The sequence below is a fragment of the Streptomyces sp. NPDC001941 genome (assembly GCF_040296945.1).
Lineage (GTDB): Bacteria > Actinomycetota > Actinomycetes > Streptomycetales > Streptomycetaceae > Streptomyces.
The window spans coordinates 1-18,587 of the sequence record NZ_JBEOYE010000138.1 but is presented as its reverse complement, the minus strand read 5'-3'; the positions used below and the strand labels follow the sequence as shown (position 1 = coordinate 18,587).

Below are 18,587 nucleotides of genomic sequence, written 5' to 3'. Positions count from 1 at the left end.
CGGGGGGCGGGCCCTTGGGTCCCCGACCCGCCCCTTCCCGAAAGCCTCCGGCGGTCGGGGGCGGGATGTCTCCGGGGGCTGCGCCCCCGGGCCCCCCGCGGGGGCTCCGCCCCCTGCACCCCCGGTGGGGCTGCGCTTCAGGGCCTCCGGAAGGTGAGGGCGGGCGGGGGCTTAGGGGGCTCCGCCCCCTGCACCCCCTGGCGGGGCTCCGTCCCCTGCGCCCCCGGTGGGGCTGTGCTCCGGGGTCTTCGGAAGGGGGGTGGGCGGGGGGCTCAGGCTGCTGTGCCCCGGGTTCCCCGGGGCCCGGGGTTGTTCAGGGGTCAGGTCACCGGGGCCTTCGAGCGGAGGATCGTCAGGAATTCGCGCATCCAGCGGGAGTGGTCCGGCCAGGCGCGGGCGGAGACCAGGGTGCCGTCCACCACCGTTTCCGCGTCCTGGAAGGTCGCGCCCGCCGACTGCATGTCCGGTTCCAGGGCCGGGTACGCCGTCACCCGGCGGCCCCTCAGGGCGTCCACCGACGCCGTCAGGAGCGGGCCGTGGCAGATCTGGGCCACGGGCTTGTCGGAGTCGAAGAAGGACTTGAGGATCTTGCGCAGCTCGGGGTCGTTGCGCAGGTACTCCGGGGCCCGGCCGCCCGGGATCACCAGGGCGGCGTACTGGCCCGGGTCGACCTCGGAGAAGGCCAGGTCGGCCGGCCAGGTGTAGCCGGGCTTCTCGGTGTACGTGTCGAAGCCGGGTTCGAAGTCGTGCACGACGAAGCGCAGCTTCTTGCGGGAGGGCGCGGCGATGTGGACGTCGTACCCTTCTTCGCGCAGTCGCTGGTAGGGGTAGAGCACCTCCAGTGATTCGGCCGCGTCGCCCGTCACGATCAGGATCTTGGCTGCCATACCGCCGACTCCCGCCTTCCGCCTCGGGTGGTTCCGGTTCGCCGTCGCGGTCAACGTGCCGCGCCGGGCGCGGCTTGCCAAGGGGGCGCGTGGCGGCTTCGCGTCCCTGTCCAGACTGTCAAAGTTGGGGGCCGGGTTTTGTACACACATGGCTCGTGACGGGGCGGGGGTCCGGAGCGATAGGCTTTTCTCGTGATCAGCGCGATATGCCGAGGGGGCAGCGGAGCCCCCGGCCAGCGTCCGGAGCGCAGCCGCGCCCGGGCGTCCGTTGATCTTCGCCATCCGGGCAGGCCGCCAAGATTGGCCAATAACGTCTCGGACACCTCCCATCGCGGCATAACGTCGACTCCGAGCGGACACCCCGCTCCGTGCCGACGTGCCGCTTCTTTCCCCAACGTCACGCAACGGCGCGCGACAGGAGTCAGAGGACATGCAGACCAAGCTGGACGAAGCAAAGGCCGAGCTGCTCGCGCGGGCGGCCCGGGTAGCTGAGAACAGCCCCGTCGGGGGGCAACTTCCGGCGGGTGCCGAGCAGGGGGAGCGTCCGGACCAGGACACCCTGTTCGCCTACCTCCAGCGCTACTACCTGCACACCGCCCCCGAGGACCTCGGCGACCGCGACCCGGTCGACGTCTTCGGCGCGGCGCTCTCCCACTACCGGCTGGCCGAGAACCGGCCGCAGGGCACCGCGAACGTCCGGGTGCACACCCCGACCGTCGAGGAGAACGGCTGGACGTGCAGCCACTCCGTGGTCGAGGTCGTCACCGACGACATGCCCTTCCTCGTGGACTCCGTGACGAACGAGCTGTCGCGCCAGGCCCGCGGCATCCACGTCGTCATCCACCCGCAGGTGGTCGTCCGCCGCGACGTCACCGGCAAGCTGATCGAGGTGCTGCCCGAGGGCACGCCCGCGCTCGCCGACGCGCACGACACCCTCGTCGAGTCCTGGATCCACGTCGAGACCGACCGCGAGACCGACCGCGCCGACCTCAAGCAGATCACCGCCGACCTGCTGCGGGTGCTCTCCGACGTGCGCGAGGCCGTCGAGGACTGGGAGAAGATGCGCGACGCCGCGCTGCGCATCGCCGAGGACCTGCCGGGCGAGCCCACCGCGGACGACCTGCGCGAGACGGAGGTCGAGGAGGCCCGCGAGCTGCTGCGCTGGCTGGCCGCCGACCACTTCACCTTCCTCGGCTTCCGCGAGTACGAGCTGACCGGCGACGACTCGCTGACCGCCGTGGCCGGCACCGGCCTGGGCATCCTGCGCTCCGACCCGCAGCACTCCGAGAGCCACGACGCGCACCCGGTGTCGCCCTCCTTCAGCAGGCTGCCCGCCGACGCCCGGGCCAAGGCCCGCGAGCACAAGCTGCTCGTGCTGACCAAGGCCAACAGCCGCGCCACCGTGCACCGCCCGTCCTACCTGGACTACGTGGGCGTCAAGAAGTTCGACGCCGAGGGCAACGTGGTCGGGGAGCGCCGCTTCCTGGGCCTGTTCTCCTCCGCCGCGTACACCGAGTCCGTGCGCCGCGTGCCGGTCATCCGGCGCAAGGTCGCCGAGGTCCTGGAGGGCGCGGGCTTCTCGCCCAACAGCCACGACGGGCGCGACCTGCTGCAGATCCTGGAGACCTACCCGCGCGACGAGCTGTTCCAGACGCCCGTCGACCAGCTGCGCTCCATCGTCACCAGCGTGCTCTACCTCCAGGAGCGCCGCCGGCTGCGGCTCTACCTGCGCCAGGACGAGTACGGGCGCTACTACTCCGCGCTGGTCTACCTGCCGCGCGACCGCTACACCACCGGGGTGCGGCTGCGGATCATCGAGATCCTCAAGGAGGAGCTCGGCGGCACCAGCGTCGACTTCACGGCCTGGAACACCGAGTCGATCCTGTCCCGGATCCACTTCGTCGTCCGGGTGCCCCCGGGCACCGAGCTGGCCGAGCTGACCGACGCCGACGCGGACCGCATCGAGGCCCGGCTGGTCGACGCGGCCCGCTCCTGGGCCGACGGCTTCTCCGAGGCGCTGACCGCCGAGTGCGGCGAGGAGCGCGCCGCGGAGCTGCTGCGCCGCTACGGGCACGCCTTCCCCGAGGGCTACAAGGCCGACCACTCGCCGCGCGCCGCGGTCGCCGACCTGGTCCACCTGGAGCAGCTCACCAACGGCCGCCGCGACTTCGCGCTGTCGCTGTACGAGCCGGTCGGCGCGGGCCCCGGCGAGCGCCGCTTCAAGATCTACCGGATCGGCGAGCAGGTCTCCCTGTCGGCCGTGCTGCCGGTGCTCCAGCAGCTGGGCGTCGAGGTCACCGACGAGCGGCCCTACGAACTGCGCTGCGCGGACCGCACGCACGCGTGGATCTACGACTTCGGTCTGCGGCTGCCCAAGAACACGGGCAACGGCGACTACCTGGGCGACGACGCGCGCGAGCGCTTCCAGGACGCGTTCGCCGCGACCTGGACCGGCGCGGCCGAGAACGACGGCTTCAACTCGCTGGTGCTGCGCGCGGGCCTGAGCTGGCGCCAGGCGATGGTGCTGCGCGCCTACGCCAAGTACCTGCGCCAGGCGGGCTCCACGTTCAGCCAGGACTACATGGAGGAGACCCTCCGCACGAACGTGCACACCACGCGCCTGCTGGTGAGCCTGTTCGAGGCGCGGATGGCGCCCGAGCGCCAGCGCGCGGGCACGGAGCTGACGGACGGGCTCCTGGAGGAGCTGGACGGCGCGCTGGACCAGGTGGCCTCGCTGGACGAGGACCGCATCCTGCGGTCGTTCCTCACGGTCATCAAGGCGACGCTGCGCACCAACTTCTTCCAGCGCGCGCAGAGCGGCCAGCCGCACGCGTACGTGTCGATGAAGTTCGACCCGCAGGCCATCCCCGACCTGCCGGCGCCCCGCCCGGCGTTCGAGATCTGGGTGTACGCGCCGCGCGTCGAGGGCGTGCACCTGCGCTTCGGCAAGGTCGCGCGCGGCGGCCTGCGCTGGTCGGACCGGCGCGAGGACTTCCGTACGGAGATCCTGGGCCTGGTGAAGGCGCAGATGGTGAAGAACACCGTCATCGTGCCGGTGGGCGCCAAGGGCGGCTTCGTCGCCAAGCAGCTGCCCGACCCGTCGGTGGACCGCGACGCGTGGCTGGCCGAGGGCATCGCCTGCTACAAGATCTTCATCTCGGCGCTGCTCGACATCACCGACAACCTGGTGGCCGGCGAGGTCGTGCCGCCCTCCGGCGTGGTGCGCCACGACGAGGACGACACCTACCTGGTGGTCGCGGCCGACAAGGGCACGGCGACGTTCTCCGACATCGCCAACGGCGTGGCCGAGCAGTACGGCTTCTGGCTGGGCGACGCGTTCGCCTCCGGCGGCTCCGCGGGCTACGACCACAAGGGCATGGGCATCACCGCGCGCGGCGCCTGGGAGTCGGTCAAGCGGCACTTCAGGGAGCTGGGCCACGACACCCAGGGCGAGGACTTCACGGTCGTCGGCGTCGGTGACATGTCCGGTGACGTGTTCGGCAACGGCATGCTGCTCAGCGAGCACATCCGGCTGGTGGCCGCCTTCGACCACCGGCACATCTTCATCGACCCGAACCCGGACGCGGCCACCTCCTACGCGGAGCGGCGCCGGCTGTTCGAGCTGCCGCGCAGCTCCTGGGCGGACTACGACACGAGCCTGCTGTCGGCGGGTGGCGGCATCCACCCGCGCAGCGCCAAGTCCATCCCGGTCAACGCCCAGATGCGCGAGGCCCTGGGCATCGAGGCGGGCGTCACCAAGACGACCCCGGCCGAGCTGATGAAGGCGATCCTGAAGTCGCCGGTGGACCTGCTGTGGAACGGCGGCATCGGTACGTACGTCAAGGCGTCCGGCGAGTCGCACGCCGACGTGGGCGACAAGGCCAACGACGCCATCCGCGTCGACGGCGAGCAGCTGCGCGTCAAGGTGGTCGGCGAGGGCGGCAACCTGGGCCTGACCCAGCTGGGCCGCATCGAGTTCGCGACCGTCGGGGCGGGCGGCGAGGGCGGCCGGGTCAACACCGACGCCATCGACAACAGCGCGGGCGTGGACACCTCCGACCACGAGGTCAACATCAAGATCCTGCTCAACGGCCTGGTCGCCGAGGGCGACATGACCGTCAAGCAGCGCAACAAGATCCTCGCGGAGATGACCGACGAGGTCGGCCACCTGGTGCTGCGCAACAACTACGCGCAGAACACCGCGCTGGCCAACGCCTCGGCCCAGTCCCCGTCCCTGCTGCACGCCGCGCAGCGCTTCATGCGCCGCCTCGGCCGCGACGGGCACCTGGACCGCGCCCTGGAGTTCCTGCCCAACGACCGGCAGATCCGCGAACTGCTCAACAACGGCAAGGGCCTGAGCCAGCCGGAGCTCGCGGTGCTGCTCGCCTACACCAAGATCACGGTGGCGGACGAGCTGATCGGCACGGACCTGCCCGACGACCCGTACCTGCGCGGGCTGCTGCACCGCTACTTCCCGACGCTGCTGCGCGAGCGCTTCCCCGAGGCGGTCGACGGGCACGCGCTGCGCCGCGAGATCATCACCACGGTGCTGGTCAACGACACGGTGAACACGGGCGGTTCGACCTTCCTGCACCGGCTGCGCGAGGAGACCGGCGCCTCGGTCGAGGAGATCGTGCGGGCGCAGACCGCGGCCCGCGAGATCTTCGGCCTGAGCGCCGTGTGGGACGCCGTGGAGGCGCTGGACAACCAGGTCGCGGCGGAGGTGCAGACGCAGGTCCGGCTGCACTCGCGCCGCCTGGTCGAGCGCGGCACCCGCTGGCTGCTGGGCAACCGGCCGCAGCCGCTGCAGCTCGCGGAGACGATCGACTTCTTCGCCGCGCGCGTGGAGCAGGTCTGGGGCGAGCTGCCCCGGCTGCTGCGGGGCGCCGACCTGGAGTGGTACCAGGGCATCCTGGACGAGCTGACCGGCGCGGGCGTGCCGGAGGAGCTCGCGCTGCGGGTGGCCGGGTTCTCCTCGGCCTTCCCGGCGCTCGACGTGGTCGCCATCGCGGACCGTACGGGCAAGGACCCGCTGGCGGTCGCCGAGGTCTACTACGACCTGGCGGACCGGCTGCGGATCACCCAGCTGATGGACCGGATCATCGAGCTGCCGCGCAACGACCGCTGGCAGTCGATGGCCCGCGCCTCCATCCGCGAGGACCTGTACGCCGCGCACGCGGCGCTCACCTCCGACGTGCTCTCCGCGGGCGACGGCTCCTCGACGCCGGAGCAGCGCTTCAAGGCGTGGGAGGAGAGGAACGCGGCGATCCTGGGCCGGGCGCGCGTGACGCTGGAGGAGATCCAGGGCTCGGACACGTTCGACCTGGCGAACCTGTCGGTCGCGATGCGGACGATGCGCCAGCTGATGCGTACGCACGGCTGAGGCCGTCGGCACCGTCCGAAGGGGCGTCCACCGCGGGGTGGGCGCCCCTTCGGGCGCTGTGCGCCCACAGCCGTCGCGCCGAGAGCAGCGCGGCGGACAGCAGCAGCCCGTTGCGCGCCACCAGGAGCGCGCAGCCCGTGCCGGTGCCGCCGAGCACCTCCTCGTACAGCAGGGGGTACGTCAGTGAGCTCAGCGCGGTCGAGGCGAGGACCAGGGCCGCGACCGGGCGCTGGGTGGTGTGCCGGGAGGTGAGGCAGACGGCGGCCAGTCCGACCAGCCACACCAGGTACTGCGGGCTGATCACCCGGCTGGTGACGGTGAACAGCAGGACGGCGGTGAGCGCGGCGTCCAGCGGGGTCGCCGGGCTCCAGCGCCGGGCCCGCAGCCGCCACAGCAGCAGCCAGCCGAACGCGGCGACGGTGAGCAGCAGCGCGAGCCGGGCCACCGAGGAGACGTACGGCCCGGTCAGCTCGAAGGAGCCGTAGCGGTACTCGACCGCGCCCGGCCAGCCGAGGCGGCGGGCCAGCAGCAGCGCGGTGCCGCCGAGCGACTCGATCTGCACGCCCCGGTGGCCCTGGTGGCGCAGGAAGCCCAGGGAGTGCGAGAACCCGGCGGCGAGGACGGCGAGCAGCGCCGCCGCCGCGAGGGCCGCGGAGGTCCAGGCCCTGCGGGTGACCCGGCCCGGCGGGGTGCCGACCAGGGCCAGCGCGGGCCAGACCTTGACCAGGGCGCCGAGCCCGGCGAGGGCGCCGCCCAGGCGGGCCCGGCCGCCCGCCACCGCGAGCAGGGCGAAGACGGCGAGGGCGGTGGTCTGCACGTCGTACCGGGCGAGCGGGACGTGCAGCAGCAGGGGCAGTCCGCCGGTCCACGCCCAGGCGCCGGTGCCGCCGGCCCGGGCCAGGGCGTGGGTGACGGCGGCGTCGGTGAGCAGGGTGAGGGCGACGAAGGCCTGGAAGTAGCCGAGGAAGGGCAGCAGGCCGGGGGAGAGGAGTACGGCTCCGGCGCCGGGCGGGTACTGCCAGGTGACGTCGGCGGCCGGGAAGGCGCCGCGGGCGAGCTGCTCGTACCAGCCCGCGTAGAGGACGTACACCTCGCGGCCGACGCCGCCGACGCCGAGGTCGTCGCGCAGCAGCAGCCAGAGCATGCCGGCCCGGGTGAGGAGCCAGCAGGCGGGGAGTGCGGTCCGGTGTGTCGTCATCGGGCCGCACTTTAGCCCTGTTTGTGCCGTTTTGCGGGCTACTTGCGCTGCATGTACTCCTCGTAGGCCGCCACCACCTCCGCCGATGGGCCGTCCATGCGCAGCGTGCCCGACTCCAGCCAGAGCGCCCGGTCGCAGGTCTCGGTGATGGTGGAGTTGCTGTGGCTGACCAGGAAGACGGTGCCCGCCTCGGCGCGCAGCTCCTCGATCCGCTCCTTGCTGCGGCGCTGGAAGCGGGCGTCGCCGGTGGACAGCGCCTCGTCGATCAGCAGCACGTCGTGGCTGCGGGAGGCGGCGATGGAGAAGCGGAGCCGGGCGCCCATGCCGGAGGAGTAGGTGCGCATCGGCATGGAGATGAAGTCGTCGCGCTCGTTGATCCCGGAGAAGTCCACGATCTGCTGGTAGCGCCCCTCGATCTCCTCGCGGGACATGCCCATCGCGAGGCCGCCCAGGATGACGTTGCGCTCGCCGGTGAGGTCGTTCATCAGGGCCGCGTTGACGCCGAGCAGCGAGGGCTGGCCGTGGGTGTAGATGCGGCCCTCGTTGACCGGCAGCACGCCCGCGATGGCCTTGAGCAGGGTGGACTTGCCGGAGCCGTTGGAGCCGACCAGGCCGATCGCCTCGCCCTTGTAGGCGGCGAAGTTGACGCCCTTGACGGCGTGCACGGTGCGGCCGCCGGTGTCCTTGTCGCGGCGCACGACCCGGCGCAGCGCGGCGACCGCGCCGCCCTTGGCCGCCGTCGCGCCCTGGACGGTGTACTTGATGTGGACGCCCTTGGCGACCACGGTCGGGACGGGTTCGTCCCGGCGCTGCACGGGGATCTCAGCCACGGCCGTAGGTCTCCTCTGCCTTCCAGAAGTAGATGAACCCGCCGACGAAGGCCGCCACGGCCCAGCCGGCCGCCGCCGCCCAGACGTGCGGCGGCAGCTGGTGGGCGGTGAAGCTGTCGATCAGGGCGAAGCGCATCAGGCCGATGTAGACGGCGGCGGGGTTGCACTCCAGGACGAGCATCAGCCAGTGCGGCAGGTGGTCGCCGGCCAGCACGTGCTGGATGCTCCACATCACGCCGGACACGTACATCCAGGTGCGCAGCAGGAAGGGCATCAGCTGGGCGATGTCGGGGGTGCGGGCGGCGAGCCGGGCCATGGCCATCGAGACGCCGGTGTTGAACAGGGCCTGGAGCAGCAGCGCGGGGATCGCGAGCAGCCAGGTCAGGCCCGGGTAGACGCCGAAGCAGACCAGGATGACCACCAGGGCGCCCATGGAGAAGACCAGCTGCTGGAGCTGCTGGAGGGCGAGCGCGACGGGCAGTGCGGCGCGCGGGAAGTGCAGGGCGCGGACCAGGCCGATGTTGCCGCTGATGGCACGGGTGCCGGCCATGATCGAGTTGGACGTGAAGGTCCAGATGAAGACGCCGGTGACCAGGAAGGGCAGGAAGTCCGGCACACCGTGCTTGGTGTTCATCAGGACGCCGAAGATGAAGTAGTAGACGGCCGCGTTGAGCAGCGGCGTCATCACCTGCCAGACCTGGCCGAGCTTGGCCTGGCTGTACTGGGCGGTGAGCCGGGCGGTGGAGAACGCCGTGATGAAGTGCCGGCGCGCCCACAGCTGGCGGGTGTACTCCGGCAGGGAGGGGCGGGCGCCACTGACCGTCAGGCCGTGCCGCAGGGCGAGCGCCTCCAGGTCCTCCTCGCTCACCGGCCGATCGGCGAGCGGCTTCTCCAGCATCACGGTCACGGGCGTGTCCCTCTCGCCTGGTTCGATGGATGCGCACGACGGGACGGACCCGTTTCGTCGCTACGGGGAGAGTAGGGTGCGAATACGTCGGAACGCAACCGTCTCGTCGTAACGTCAGCGTTAGGTAAAATCCCTCCCATGACGACAGAGCCGACCGCAAACCCCCGCCGCGCCCCCGCCGGAGCCGCCGTGCTGCGCGAGGACGTGACCGACGCGATCCGCGCCGCCGTCTTCGCGGAGCTGGCCGCCGTCGGCTTCGCCCGGATGTCCATCGAGGGCATCGCCCGCCGCGCGGGCGTCGGCAAGACGGCCGTCTACCGCCGCTGGAAGTCCAAGCTCTCGCTCGTCCTCGACCTGGTCTCCGCCTTCGCCACCCAGGGCCTGCCCGCCCCCGCGACCGGTTCGCTGTACGGGGACGTGCGCGCCCTGCTCGAAGTCGCCTCGCACGCCCTGCGCCACCCGGTGGCCTCCCAGGTCATCCCGGACCTGCTCGTCGAGGCCGCCCGCCACCCGGAGATCTCCGAGACGATCAAGGCCACCCTGCTCGACCCCCAGCAGGGCGTCGTCGCCCAGGTCGTGCGGGACGCCGTGGCCCGCGGCGACCTCCCCGCGGGCACCGACCCCGACCGGGCCCTGGACCTGGTGGTCGGCCCGCTCTACTGGCGGCTGAACGTGGTGCGCACCCCGCTGCCCAAGGGCTACCTGGACGACCTGGCGACCGCGGCGGTGGCGGCACTGAAGTCCTCCTGAGCGGGACCCGCCCGGCCCGGACGCTTGGGGACGGCGCCCGCGGTGCCTAGGGTGCGCTGCCATGACCGCACGCTGGTGGCCCGCCCTCGTCGCCCTGGTCGCCACCGGCTTCCTGGCGCTCCAGCTCCCCCTCGCGCCCGGCCGCGCCACGCCCGACACCACCAACTACGCGGCCATGGCGCTGACCGGCCTCGGCACCCCGTACGAGAGCGTGCGCGCCCAGGCGGTGGAGCAGCGCTGCGCCGACGGGCTGCGACGGGAGCGCGAGCGGCGCGCCCTCGACATCGCCCCCGCGCCCGGCCGGGAGCCGCTGGACGAGTGGGGCGTGACCGGGGCCTGCGAGGAGCGGGTCACCGCCGCCCTGCCCGTCGGACTGATGGGCGCCCCCGGCGGGCCCGCGCCCACCCGCTGCGAGCGGATCTTCCAGGCCCGCCCCGGCTACTCCTGGGCCGTCACGCCCTTCGTCGCCGCGCTCGGACTGCGGTGGGGCATGTGGACGTACGCCCTGCTGGTCACCGTCACCGGCGGCGTCCTCGCGTACGCCCTGCTGCGGGTCACCGGCCTCGCCCCGCCCGCCGCCCTCGCCGGCCAGCTGCTCTACTACGCGCTGCCCACCGGCAGCTGGTCGATGCGCCCCCTCACCGAGGGCACCGTCCTCACCCTCACCCTGGCGGTGCTGCTCGGCGTCGCCCTGCTGCTCACCGGCCGCACCCGGCTCGGCCCCGCCGTCCTGGCCGGTGCCACGGCCGCCCTGTTCGCCGTCAAGTACTCCGCCGCCACGACGACCGCCGCCGCCTGCGCGGCGGGCTGCGCCCTGCTGCTGCTCACCGGCCGCGCCCGCCGCGCCCCCGCCGCCCTCGCCCTCACCGGGTCCCTCGCCCTCGGCTGTGCGCTCGGCGCCCGGCTGCTCGGCTGGCCCGGACCGCTGATCAGCCTGATGGAGCTGTTCAGCGACCACTGCCGGGGCCAGGACGTGCCCGACCCCTGGCAGCGGCTGTTCGCCCTCAACGGCCCCTACTGGACCGCCTGGTGGCGCACCCAGGCGACGGAGCCGCTCGGCCTGCTCGCCTGGGCGGCCGGTGCCTGGGGCCTGCTGGCGCGCCCCGCCCGGCACCCGCTCGGCCCGGTCGTCCTCGCCGTCGCCGCGACCGGGCTGCTCACCCAGGCCCTGCACCCCGACGTCCTGGAGGGCGACCGGCTCCACCTGGCGCTGTGGCTGCTGCCGGTGCTCGGGCTGCCCCGGCTGCTGCACCGCGCCCGTCACCCGCTCGGCCCAGCGAAGGTGACGCCCGCCCCGCTCACCGGTTGAGGGGGCGGGGGCCGGTCCGGGGGCGAGAGGAAAGGTGGGTGCGCGTGCGCGCGTTGGGCATCGAGGGCGCCTGGGTCATGGAGCCGCAGGTCTTCCACGACGGGCGGGGCAGTTTCCACGAGTGGTTCAAGGGATCCCGGTTCGAGGACGTCGCGGGGCACCCGCTCGACCTCGCCCAGGCCAACTGCTCGGTCTCCGCGCGCGGCACCCTGCGCGGCGTCCACTTCGCCGACGTCCCCCCGGGCCAGGCCAAGTACGTGACCTGCGTACGGGGAGCGGTCCTCGACGTGGTCGTGGACCTGCGCACCGGCTCGCCCACCTACCGGGCCTGGGAGGCGGTCCGGCTCGACGACGAGCGGCGCGCGGCCGTCTACCTGGCCGAGGGCCTCGGGCACGCCTTCATGGCCCTCACCGACGACGCGACCGTGGTCTACCTCTGCTCGCGCGGCTACGCCCCCGAGCGCGAGCACGGCGTCCACCCGCTCGACCCGGCCCTCGGCATCGAGTGGCCGGACGGGACGGACCCGGTGCTCTCCGCCAAGGACGCGGCGGCCCCCACCCTGGAGCAGGCCGAGCGGGCGGGACTGCTGCCGTCCTACGCGGAGTGCGCCCGCTGGTACGGGCGGCTGCGCGGCCCCCGGGACCTGACCGTCCCGGAGAGCCGCGGCAGCGCGGAGAACCTGCCGGTCAGCCCCGCTCGGCGCTGACCAGCGCGGGCAGCGCCCCGGCCAGGGCGGCCCGCCAGTCGCGGATCGGGCGCACCCCGGTGCCGTGCCAGCGCTCGTGCCCCAGCACGCTGTACGCGGGCCGGGGCGCGGGCCGCGGGTACGCCCCGCTGGTCGTCGCCCGCACCCGCGCCGGGTCCGCGCCCAGCAGCCGGAACGTCTCGCGGGCCAGCTCGCACCAGCTCGCCTCGCCGCCGCTGGTGCCGTGGTAGACCCCGGGCGCGGCCCGCCCGGCCAGCGCCGCGTCGCCCAGCTCGTGCAGCACCCGGGCCAGGTCGCCGCTCCAGGTCGGCTGGCCGCGCTGGTCGTCGACCACGTCCAGCAGGTCCCGCTCGGCCTCCAGGCGGATCATGGTGCGGACGAAGTTGCCGCCACCCGCCCCGTACAGCCAGGCCGTGCGCACCACGTACCCGCGCTCCGGGAGCAGCTCCAGGACCGCGCGCTCGCCCGCCAGCTTGGTGCGGCCGTAGGCGGTGCGCGGCCTCGGCGGGGCGGCCTCGCGGTACGGCACGGCCGCGTCGCCGGCGAAGACGTAGTCCGTCGACACGTGCAGCAGCACCGCGCCGGTCTCCGCGCACGCCGCCGCCAGCTCCCGCACCGCCGTGCCGTTGACGTCCAGCGCCTCCTCCTCGCGGCCCTCCGCGTCGTCCACGGCCGTCCACGCGGCGCAGTTGACCACCACCTCGGGCCGGTGCGCGGCCAGCGCCGCCCGCACCGCCGCCGGGTCCCTCAGGTCCAGCTCGGCCCGCCCGAGCCCCACCGCCTCCGCGCCCAGGCGCGCCGTCACGTCCCGGCCGAGCATCCCGCCGGCGCCGGTCACCAGCCAGCGCCCCCTCACAGCGCCGCCTTCGCCAGCAGCGGCTCCCACCAGGACCGGTTCTCGCGGTACCAGGCGACCGTCTCCGCCAGGCCCGTCGCGAAGTCCTTGCGCGGCCGGTACCCCAGCTCCTCGGTGATCTTGGAGCAGTCCACCGAGTAGCGCCGGTCGTGGCCCTTGCGGTCCTCGACCCGGTCCACCCGCGACCAGTCCGCCCCGCACGCGTCGAGCAGCAGCTCGGTCAGCTGGCGGTTGGTCAGCTCGGTGCCGCCGCCGATGTTGTAGACCTCGCCGGGGCGGCCCGCCGTGCGCACCAGCTCCAGGCCCCGGACGTGGTCGTCGACGTGCAGCCAGTCGCGCACGTGCAGCCCGTCCCCGTACAGCGGCACCCGGCCGCCGTCCAGCAGGCGGGTGATGAACAGCGGGACGACCTTCTCCGGGAAGTGGTGGTGCCCGTAGTTGTTCGAGCAGCGCGTCACCCGCACGTCCAGACCGTGCGTGCGGTGGTACGACAGCGCGATCAGGTCGCTCGACGCCTTGGACGCCGCGTACGGGGAGTTGGGGCGCACCGGCTCGCTCTCGCGCCAGCTGCCGGTCTCCACCGACCCGTACACCTCGTCGGTGGAGACGTGCACGAACCGGGACGTGGAGTGGCGCAGCGCCGCGTCCAGCAGCGTCTGGGTGCCCAGCACGTTGGTGCGCACGAACGCGGCGGCCCCCAGGATCGAGCGGTCCACGTGCGACTCGGCCGCGAAGTGCACCACCTGGTCGTGCTCGGAGACCAGCTTGTCCACCAGCTCCGGGTCGCAGACGTCGCCGCGCACGAACGCGAAGCCCGGGTGGTCGCGCACCGGGTCGAGGTTGGCGGGGTTGCCCGCGTAGGTCAGCTTGTCCAGGACGGTGACCTCGGTGCGCTCCGGGCCGCCGGGGCCCAGCAGCGTGCGCACGTGGTGCGAGCCGATGAAGCCCGCGCCGCCGGTCACCAGGATGCGAGTGGGAGCGCTCATGCGGAGATCTGCACCTTGCTGTGGTCGCCGAGCACCAGGCGGTGCGCGGCCGGGATGTGGGGGGCGGGGGTGATCTCGACGTCGCGGCCGATCAGCGACGCCTCGACGCGGCCGACGCCGTGCAGCGAGGAGCCGCTGAGCACGATCGAGTACTCGATCTCGCTGTCCGTCACCCGGCAGTTGTCGGCGATCGAGGTGGACGGGCCGATGTAGGAGTTCTCCACGACCGTGCCCGCGCCGATCACCGCGGGGCCCACGATCCGCGAGCCGCGCACGGCCGCGCCCCGGCCGATCCGCACCCGGCCGATGATCTCGGTGCGGGCGTCCACCGAGCCCTCGTCCAGCGGGTCGATCAGCTCCAGGACCGAGCGGTTGACCTCCAGCATGTCCGCGACGTTGCCGGTGTCCTTCCAGTAGCCGCTGATGACCGTGGACTTGACGGTCGCCCGCGCGTCGATCAGCCACTGCAGGGCGTGGGTGATCTCCAGCTCGCCGCGGCCCGACGGCTTCACCGCCCGCACGGCCGCGTGGATCGCCGGGGTGAACAGGTAGACGCCCACCAGCGCCAGGTCGCTGCGCGGGTCCGCGGGCTTCTCCTCGAGGCGCGCCACCCGCCCGTCCACGTCCAGCTCGGCCACGCCGAACGCGCGCGGGTCGGGCACCTTGGTGAGCAGGATCTGCGCGTCCGGGCGGCTCGCCCGGAACTCCTCGACCAGGTCGGTGATCCCGCCGACGATGAAGTTGTCGCCCAGGTACATCACGAAGTCGTCCTCGCCGAGGAACTCCCGCGCGATGAGCACCGCGTGGGCCAGGCCCAGCGGCGCCTCCTGCGGGATGTACGTGACGTCCAGGCCGAACCGGGAGCCGTCGCCGACCGCCTCCCGGATCTCCCGCGCGGTGTCGCCGACGATGATGCCGACCTCGGTGATCCCGGCCGCCGCGATGGACTCCAGGCCGTAGAAGAGGACCGGTTTGTTCGCCACCGGCACGAGCTGTTTGGCGGAGGTGTGCGTGATCGGGCGCAGCCGGGTGCCCGCGCCGCCGGAGAGTACGAGTGCTTTCACTGGACCTGACCCGTCGATGGGGAGCTGCTGGACGTCCTCATGGAGGACGGACGTCCTCGTGGAGGAACAACGGACGCCCTCGTGGAGGAACAAACGACGGGTAGTGAACGACAGTTGAACGCGCTGGATTACGTGCGTGCGTGGGCCATCCGTGTGATTCGCCGAAAGCGGCCCCGGGGAGGGCCCGGGACAACTGGACTGGCCGCCCGGTGCGGTGAAAGCCCGTGCGCCGTAAGTGTGTTAATCGACGGTCGCTCCGCGTGCACCTGATTGCTACGTTCGGTGACCATGAACTCGCCCATCGCGCCCGGGACCTGGGACGTGCGAAGGACCCGCGTCGTCGTCGTGACCGTCGCCGCGGTCGCCCTCGCCGCCAAGGCCGTGCTCGCCGCGAGCACCCGCGGCCCGGCCGACGTGCGCTTCTTCCAGGGCTTCGCGCAGGCGATCGCCGACCACGACCCGGTACGGGTCTACGCGCTGCCGCTGGAGCACCTGCCCGTCTACAACCACCCGCCGCTGGCCGGCTGGATGCTGCTCGGGCTGCACCAACTCGACGCCCTCGGCATCCCGTTCGGCACGCTGATCCGGCTGCCCGCCTGCCTGGCCGACTTCGTCACCTGCCTGCTGGTGTTCGAGATCGTCCGCCACCGCGCCACCGTGCGCGCCGCGGCCGCCTGCGCGCTCGGCGCCGCGCTCTGCCCGGTCCTCTTCGCCACCTCCGGCTACCACGGCAACACCGACTCGGTCGCCGTGATGTTCGCCCTCGCCGCCGCCCACCTGCTGGCCGACCGGGACGCCCCGCTCGCCGCCGGGTGCGCCGCGGCGCTCTCCATCAGCGTCAAGCTGATCCCGGTCGTGGCGCTGCCGCTGTTCTTCCTGGCCGCCTGGCGGCTGGGCGGACGGGCCGCCCTGACCCGTCTCGCCGCCGCCTTCACCGGGGTGTTCCTGCTCGTGTGGGGGCCGGTCCTGGCGACCGTACCGGGGCCGCTGAAGGCCAAGGTCCTGGAGTACGCGGGCGGCGGCTACCGGCTGTGGGGCCTGGTCCGGTTCGCCGACCAGGCGGGGGTCCCGGAACCGGTCATCGCCTTCGTGCGCGGCGACGGACACTTCCTGTTCGTCCTGGCCACCACCGCCACCGGGGCCTGGCTCGCCTGGCGCAACCCCCGGGCGCTGCCCGTCGCCGTCGCCACCACCCTGGCGCTCCTGCTGCTCCTGTCCACCGCCTCCGGCCTGCAGTACCTGGCCTGGCCCGCCTCCGCGCTGTTCGTCATCGGCCTGTGGGAGGGCGTCGGCTACGGCGTCGTCGCCGGGGTCCTCGCCGCGCTCGCCTACGGCGGCCAGCACCCCACCCGGTGGACCGGACTCGAACTCGGCATCGGCACCGCCGGCTGGCTGGTGCTCGCCGTCGGCGTCGCCTCCGGCCTGCGCGCCGCCCGCCCCGCGCCGCCCGCCGCGCCCGTGCCCCTGATCGCCCGGCCGCGCACCGAGGCGGACGCCGCGACCGCCTCCCCCCGCCCCCAGACACCGCAAGGAGAACCCCAGTGAAGGACGGCCAGAGCCCCAGGATCGGCATCCTGGTGGTGGCGTACAACGCCGAGACGACGCTGGAGAAGACCCTCGACCGGATCCCGGCCGACTTCCGGCCGCGGATCTCCGAGATCCTCGTCCTCGACGACGCCAGCCACGACGGCACCTTCACCGCGGGCTGCCGCTGGTCGCAGACGGCGGGCCGGCCCCGCACCGTCGTCATGCGCCACACCAAGAACCTCGGCTACGGCGGCAACCAGAAGGCCGGGTACGCGCTCGCCGCCGAACGCGGCCTGGACATCGTCGTCCTGCTGCACGGCGACGGCCAGTACGCCCCCGAACTCCTTCCGCAGATGGTCGAACCCCTGGTCAACGGCGAGGCCGAGGCCGTCTTCGGCTCCCGCATGATGCGCCCCGGCGACGCCCTCAAGGGCGGCATGCCGCTGTACAAGTGGCTCGGCAACCGGGTCCTGACCCGCTTCGAGAACGGACTGCTCGGCTCGGAGCTCACCGAGTTCCACTCCGGCTACCGCGCCTACCGCGTCGACGCGCTGCAGAAGCTGCGCGTCGGGCGCAACACCGACGCCTTCGACTTCGACACCCAGATCATCGTGCAGCTCGTCGACGCCGGGATGCGGATCAAGGAGATCCCCATCCCCACCTACTACGGCGACGAGATCTGCTACGTCAACGGCCTGCGCTACGCCAAGGACGTGGTCAAGGACGTCCTGGAGTACCGCCTGGCCAAGAAGGGCTTCGGCACCTGCGACTGGATCCCCAAGCCCGTCGAGTACGCCTTCAAGGAGGGCGACGGCTCCTCGCACGCCGCCATCCTGGAGAAGATGCGCGACCTGCCGCCCGGCCGGGTCCTCGACCTCGGCTGCTCCGGCGGCCTGTTCGCCGAGCGCCTCGAAGCGCTCGGGCACGTCGTCACCGGCGTCGACCGCGTCGAGGTCCCCGGCGTGCGCGACCGCGTCAGCCGCTTCGTCCGCGCCGACCTGGAGCGCGGCCTGCCCGACGCCATCGGCGAGTCGTACGACTACGTGGTCGCCGGGGACGTCGTCGAACACCTCTCGCGGCCCGGCGAACTCCTGGCCGAACTGCGCGAGGTGCTCGCCCCCGGCGGCCAGGTCCTGCTCTCCGTACCGAACTTCGGGCACTGGTACTCGCGGCTGCGGGTCGCGCTCGGCGTCTTCGACTACGACCGCAGGGGCATCCTCGACGAGACCCACCTGCGCTTCTTCAGCCGGGCCAGCCTGCGCCGCACCGTGCGCTCCGCCGGCTACGACGTGCTGTCCACCGGCGCCACCGGCGCCCCCTTCTGGGCCCTGCTCGGCGGGGGCGTGCTCGCCCGCGTCCTCGGCGGCGCGTCCAGGCTGCTGACCCGACTGCGGCCGACCCTCTTCGGCTACCAGTACGTCGCCGTGCTCACCCCGCACGCGGCGCGCACGATCATCGCTGGGGAGCACATCGATGTCCAAGACGTCCTCAACCGCCAGTTCATCCCGTCCGACGTGCCCGCCGACCGCGTCGGCGTCTGAGGCCGGGACCGGACTCCCGGACGGGAAGCACCCCTTGAACCTACCCAGTCTGCTGCTCCTGCTCTTCGCGGTGTTCTCGTCGGCCGGCGGCCAGATCATGCTCAAGCACGGCATGGCGCACGCCTCGGCCGCCGCCGGACGCGACGGCACCTCGCTGGCCGTCCGGGCCGCCACCACCCCCTGGGTGGTGATCGGCCTGGTCGTCTTCGCCGTCTCCGCCCTCGCCTGGATGTCCACGCTGGCGCGGGTGCCGCTGTCCATCGCGTACCCCTTCAACGCGCTGGGCTACCTGCTCATCGTGCTCGCCGGGTCCACGCTGCTGCACGAGCGGACCTCGCCGTGGACCTGGGCGGGCTCCCTGCTCGTGGTCGCCGGCCTGGTCACCGTCTTCGCGGGCCAGCGCGGCTGACCGCCGCGCCCCAGGGCCCGCCGTCCCCTGCTGCCAAGGAACCCCCTGCCCCCATGACTGACCCGACCGGCCCGACCGAACTCAGCGTCATCGTGTACGGCGACAGCCCCCTCAGCCAGTTCCGCGCCTGCCTGGACAGCCTGTCCAGGGCCGCGCCCCCCGGGGGGGGCGGCGGCGTCACCCCCACCCGCCCCGACCCGCGCGCCCGCCCCGCACCGCCCACCCGGCGGCCC

At 73.1% G+C, this 18,587-nt stretch carries 14 protein-coding genes and 1 pseudogene; 8 read left to right on the top strand and 7 right to left on the bottom strand.

What is annotated here, in order from left to right:
- Positions 1 to 320: 320 nt before the first annotated feature.
- On the bottom strand, positions 321 to 887 hold the full coding sequence (locus ABT160_RS43305; RefSeq protein ID WP_351654832.1) for a DJ-1/PfpI family protein: 567 nt from the start codon (positions 885 to 887) through the stop codon (positions 321 to 323).
- Between the two features lie 430 nt (positions 888 to 1,317).
- On the opposite strand from ABT160_RS43305, the gene ABT160_RS43300 reads away from it, so the two are divergent.
- Positions 1,318 to 6,270, top strand: coding sequence for an NAD-glutamate dehydrogenase (locus ABT160_RS43300; protein WP_351654829.1), 4,953 nt, complete (start codon positions 1,318 to 1,320; stop codon positions 6,268 to 6,270).
- 334 nt (positions 6,271 to 6,604) lie between these two features.
- Here the strand turns inward: ABT160_RS43300 and ABT160_RS43295 are convergent.
- The 3 genes and pseudogenes from ABT160_RS43295 to ABT160_RS43285 all read right to left on the bottom strand — a co-directional run.
- Positions 6,605 to 7,414: pseudogene (locus ABT160_RS43295) on the bottom strand (glycosyltransferase 87 family protein); the annotation flags it as partial.
- Positions 7,415 to 7,506: 92 nt separating this feature from the next.
- Positions 7,507 to 8,298, bottom strand: coding sequence for an ABC transporter ATP-binding protein (locus tag ABT160_RS43290; RefSeq protein ID WP_351654827.1), 792 nt, complete (start codon positions 8,296 to 8,298; stop codon positions 7,507 to 7,509).
- Entirely contained in the window at positions 8,291 to 9,196 is a 906-nt protein-coding gene (locus ABT160_RS43285; RefSeq protein WP_351654835.1) for an ABC transporter permease, read from the bottom strand. Before ABT160_RS43285 ends, ABT160_RS43290 begins: the two co-directional genes overlap by 8 nt.
- Before the next feature lie 147 nt (positions 9,197 to 9,343).
- Here ABT160_RS43285 and ABT160_RS43280 point away from each other — a divergent pair, with 147 nt between their 5' ends.
- From ABT160_RS43280 to rfbC, 3 genes are all read left to right on the top strand, one after another.
- Complete coding sequence (locus ABT160_RS43280; RefSeq protein ID WP_351654824.1) at positions 9,344 to 9,955, top strand: TetR/AcrR family transcriptional regulator; 612 nt, start codon at positions 9,344 to 9,346, stop codon at positions 9,953 to 9,955.
- 61 nt (positions 9,956 to 10,016) lie between these two features.
- Positions 10,017 to 11,264: a hypothetical protein gene (locus ABT160_RS43275; RefSeq protein ID WP_351654822.1), complete on the top strand. Its 1,248-nt coding sequence runs from the start codon at positions 10,017 to 10,019 to the stop codon at positions 11,262 to 11,264.
- Positions 11,265 to 11,308: 44 nt separating this feature from the next.
- Positions 11,309 to 11,971 (top strand): dTDP-4-dehydrorhamnose 3,5-epimerase, encoded by a 663-nt coding sequence (gene rfbC / locus ABT160_RS43270; RefSeq protein ID WP_351654819.1) that lies wholly within the window; start codon positions 11,309 to 11,311, stop codon positions 11,969 to 11,971.
- Here the strand turns inward: rfbC and rfbD are convergent.
- From rfbD to ABT160_RS43255, 3 genes are read right to left on the bottom strand one after another with little or no spacing between them, the layout of a single operon-like run.
- Positions 11,952 to 12,827 carry a dTDP-4-dehydrorhamnose reductase gene (gene rfbD, locus ABT160_RS43265; protein ID WP_351654816.1) on the bottom strand — a complete coding sequence of 292 codons (876 nt, stop codon included), beginning with the start codon at positions 12,825 to 12,827 and terminating at the stop codon, positions 11,952 to 11,954. The two genes, rfbC and rfbD, sit on opposite strands and share 20 nt — an antisense overlap.
- Positions 12,824 to 13,813 (bottom strand): dTDP-glucose 4,6-dehydratase, encoded by a 990-nt coding sequence (gene rfbB / locus ABT160_RS43260; protein ID WP_351654813.1) that lies wholly within the window; start codon positions 13,811 to 13,813, stop codon positions 12,824 to 12,826. The genes rfbD and rfbB overlap by 4 nt, the downstream gene beginning before the upstream one ends.
- Positions 13,810 to 14,877 carry a glucose-1-phosphate thymidylyltransferase gene (locus tag ABT160_RS43255; RefSeq protein ID WP_351654811.1) on the bottom strand — a complete coding sequence of 356 codons (1,068 nt, stop codon included), beginning with the start codon at positions 14,875 to 14,877 and terminating at the stop codon, positions 13,810 to 13,812. Before ABT160_RS43255 ends, rfbB begins: the two co-directional genes overlap by 4 nt.
- A 288-nt stretch (positions 14,878 to 15,165) precedes the next feature.
- On the opposite strand from ABT160_RS43255, the gene ABT160_RS43250 reads away from it, so the two are divergent.
- The 4 genes from ABT160_RS43250 to ABT160_RS43235 all read left to right on the top strand — a co-directional run.
- The gene (locus ABT160_RS43250) at positions 15,166 to 16,422 is read left to right on the top strand and encodes a glycosyltransferase family 39 protein (RefSeq protein ID WP_351654808.1); all 1,257 of its coding nucleotides are present in this window, start codon (positions 15,166 to 15,168) and stop codon (positions 16,420 to 16,422) included.
- Positions 16,419 to 17,945: a methyltransferase domain-containing protein gene (locus ABT160_RS43245; RefSeq protein ID WP_351654805.1), complete on the top strand. Its 1,527-nt coding sequence runs from the start codon at positions 16,419 to 16,421 to the stop codon at positions 17,943 to 17,945. The genes ABT160_RS43250 and ABT160_RS43245 overlap by 4 nt, the downstream gene beginning before the upstream one ends.
- Before the next feature lie 34 nt (positions 17,946 to 17,979).
- The gene (locus tag ABT160_RS43240) at positions 17,980 to 18,354 is read left to right on the top strand and encodes an SMR family transporter (protein WP_351654802.1); all 375 of its coding nucleotides are present in this window, start codon (positions 17,980 to 17,982) and stop codon (positions 18,352 to 18,354) included.
- A 53-nt stretch (positions 18,355 to 18,407) separates the two neighbouring features.
- Positions 18,408 to 18,587 (top strand): hypothetical protein (locus ABT160_RS43235; protein ID WP_351654799.1); only part of this gene is annotated, 180 nt, incomplete at its 3' end.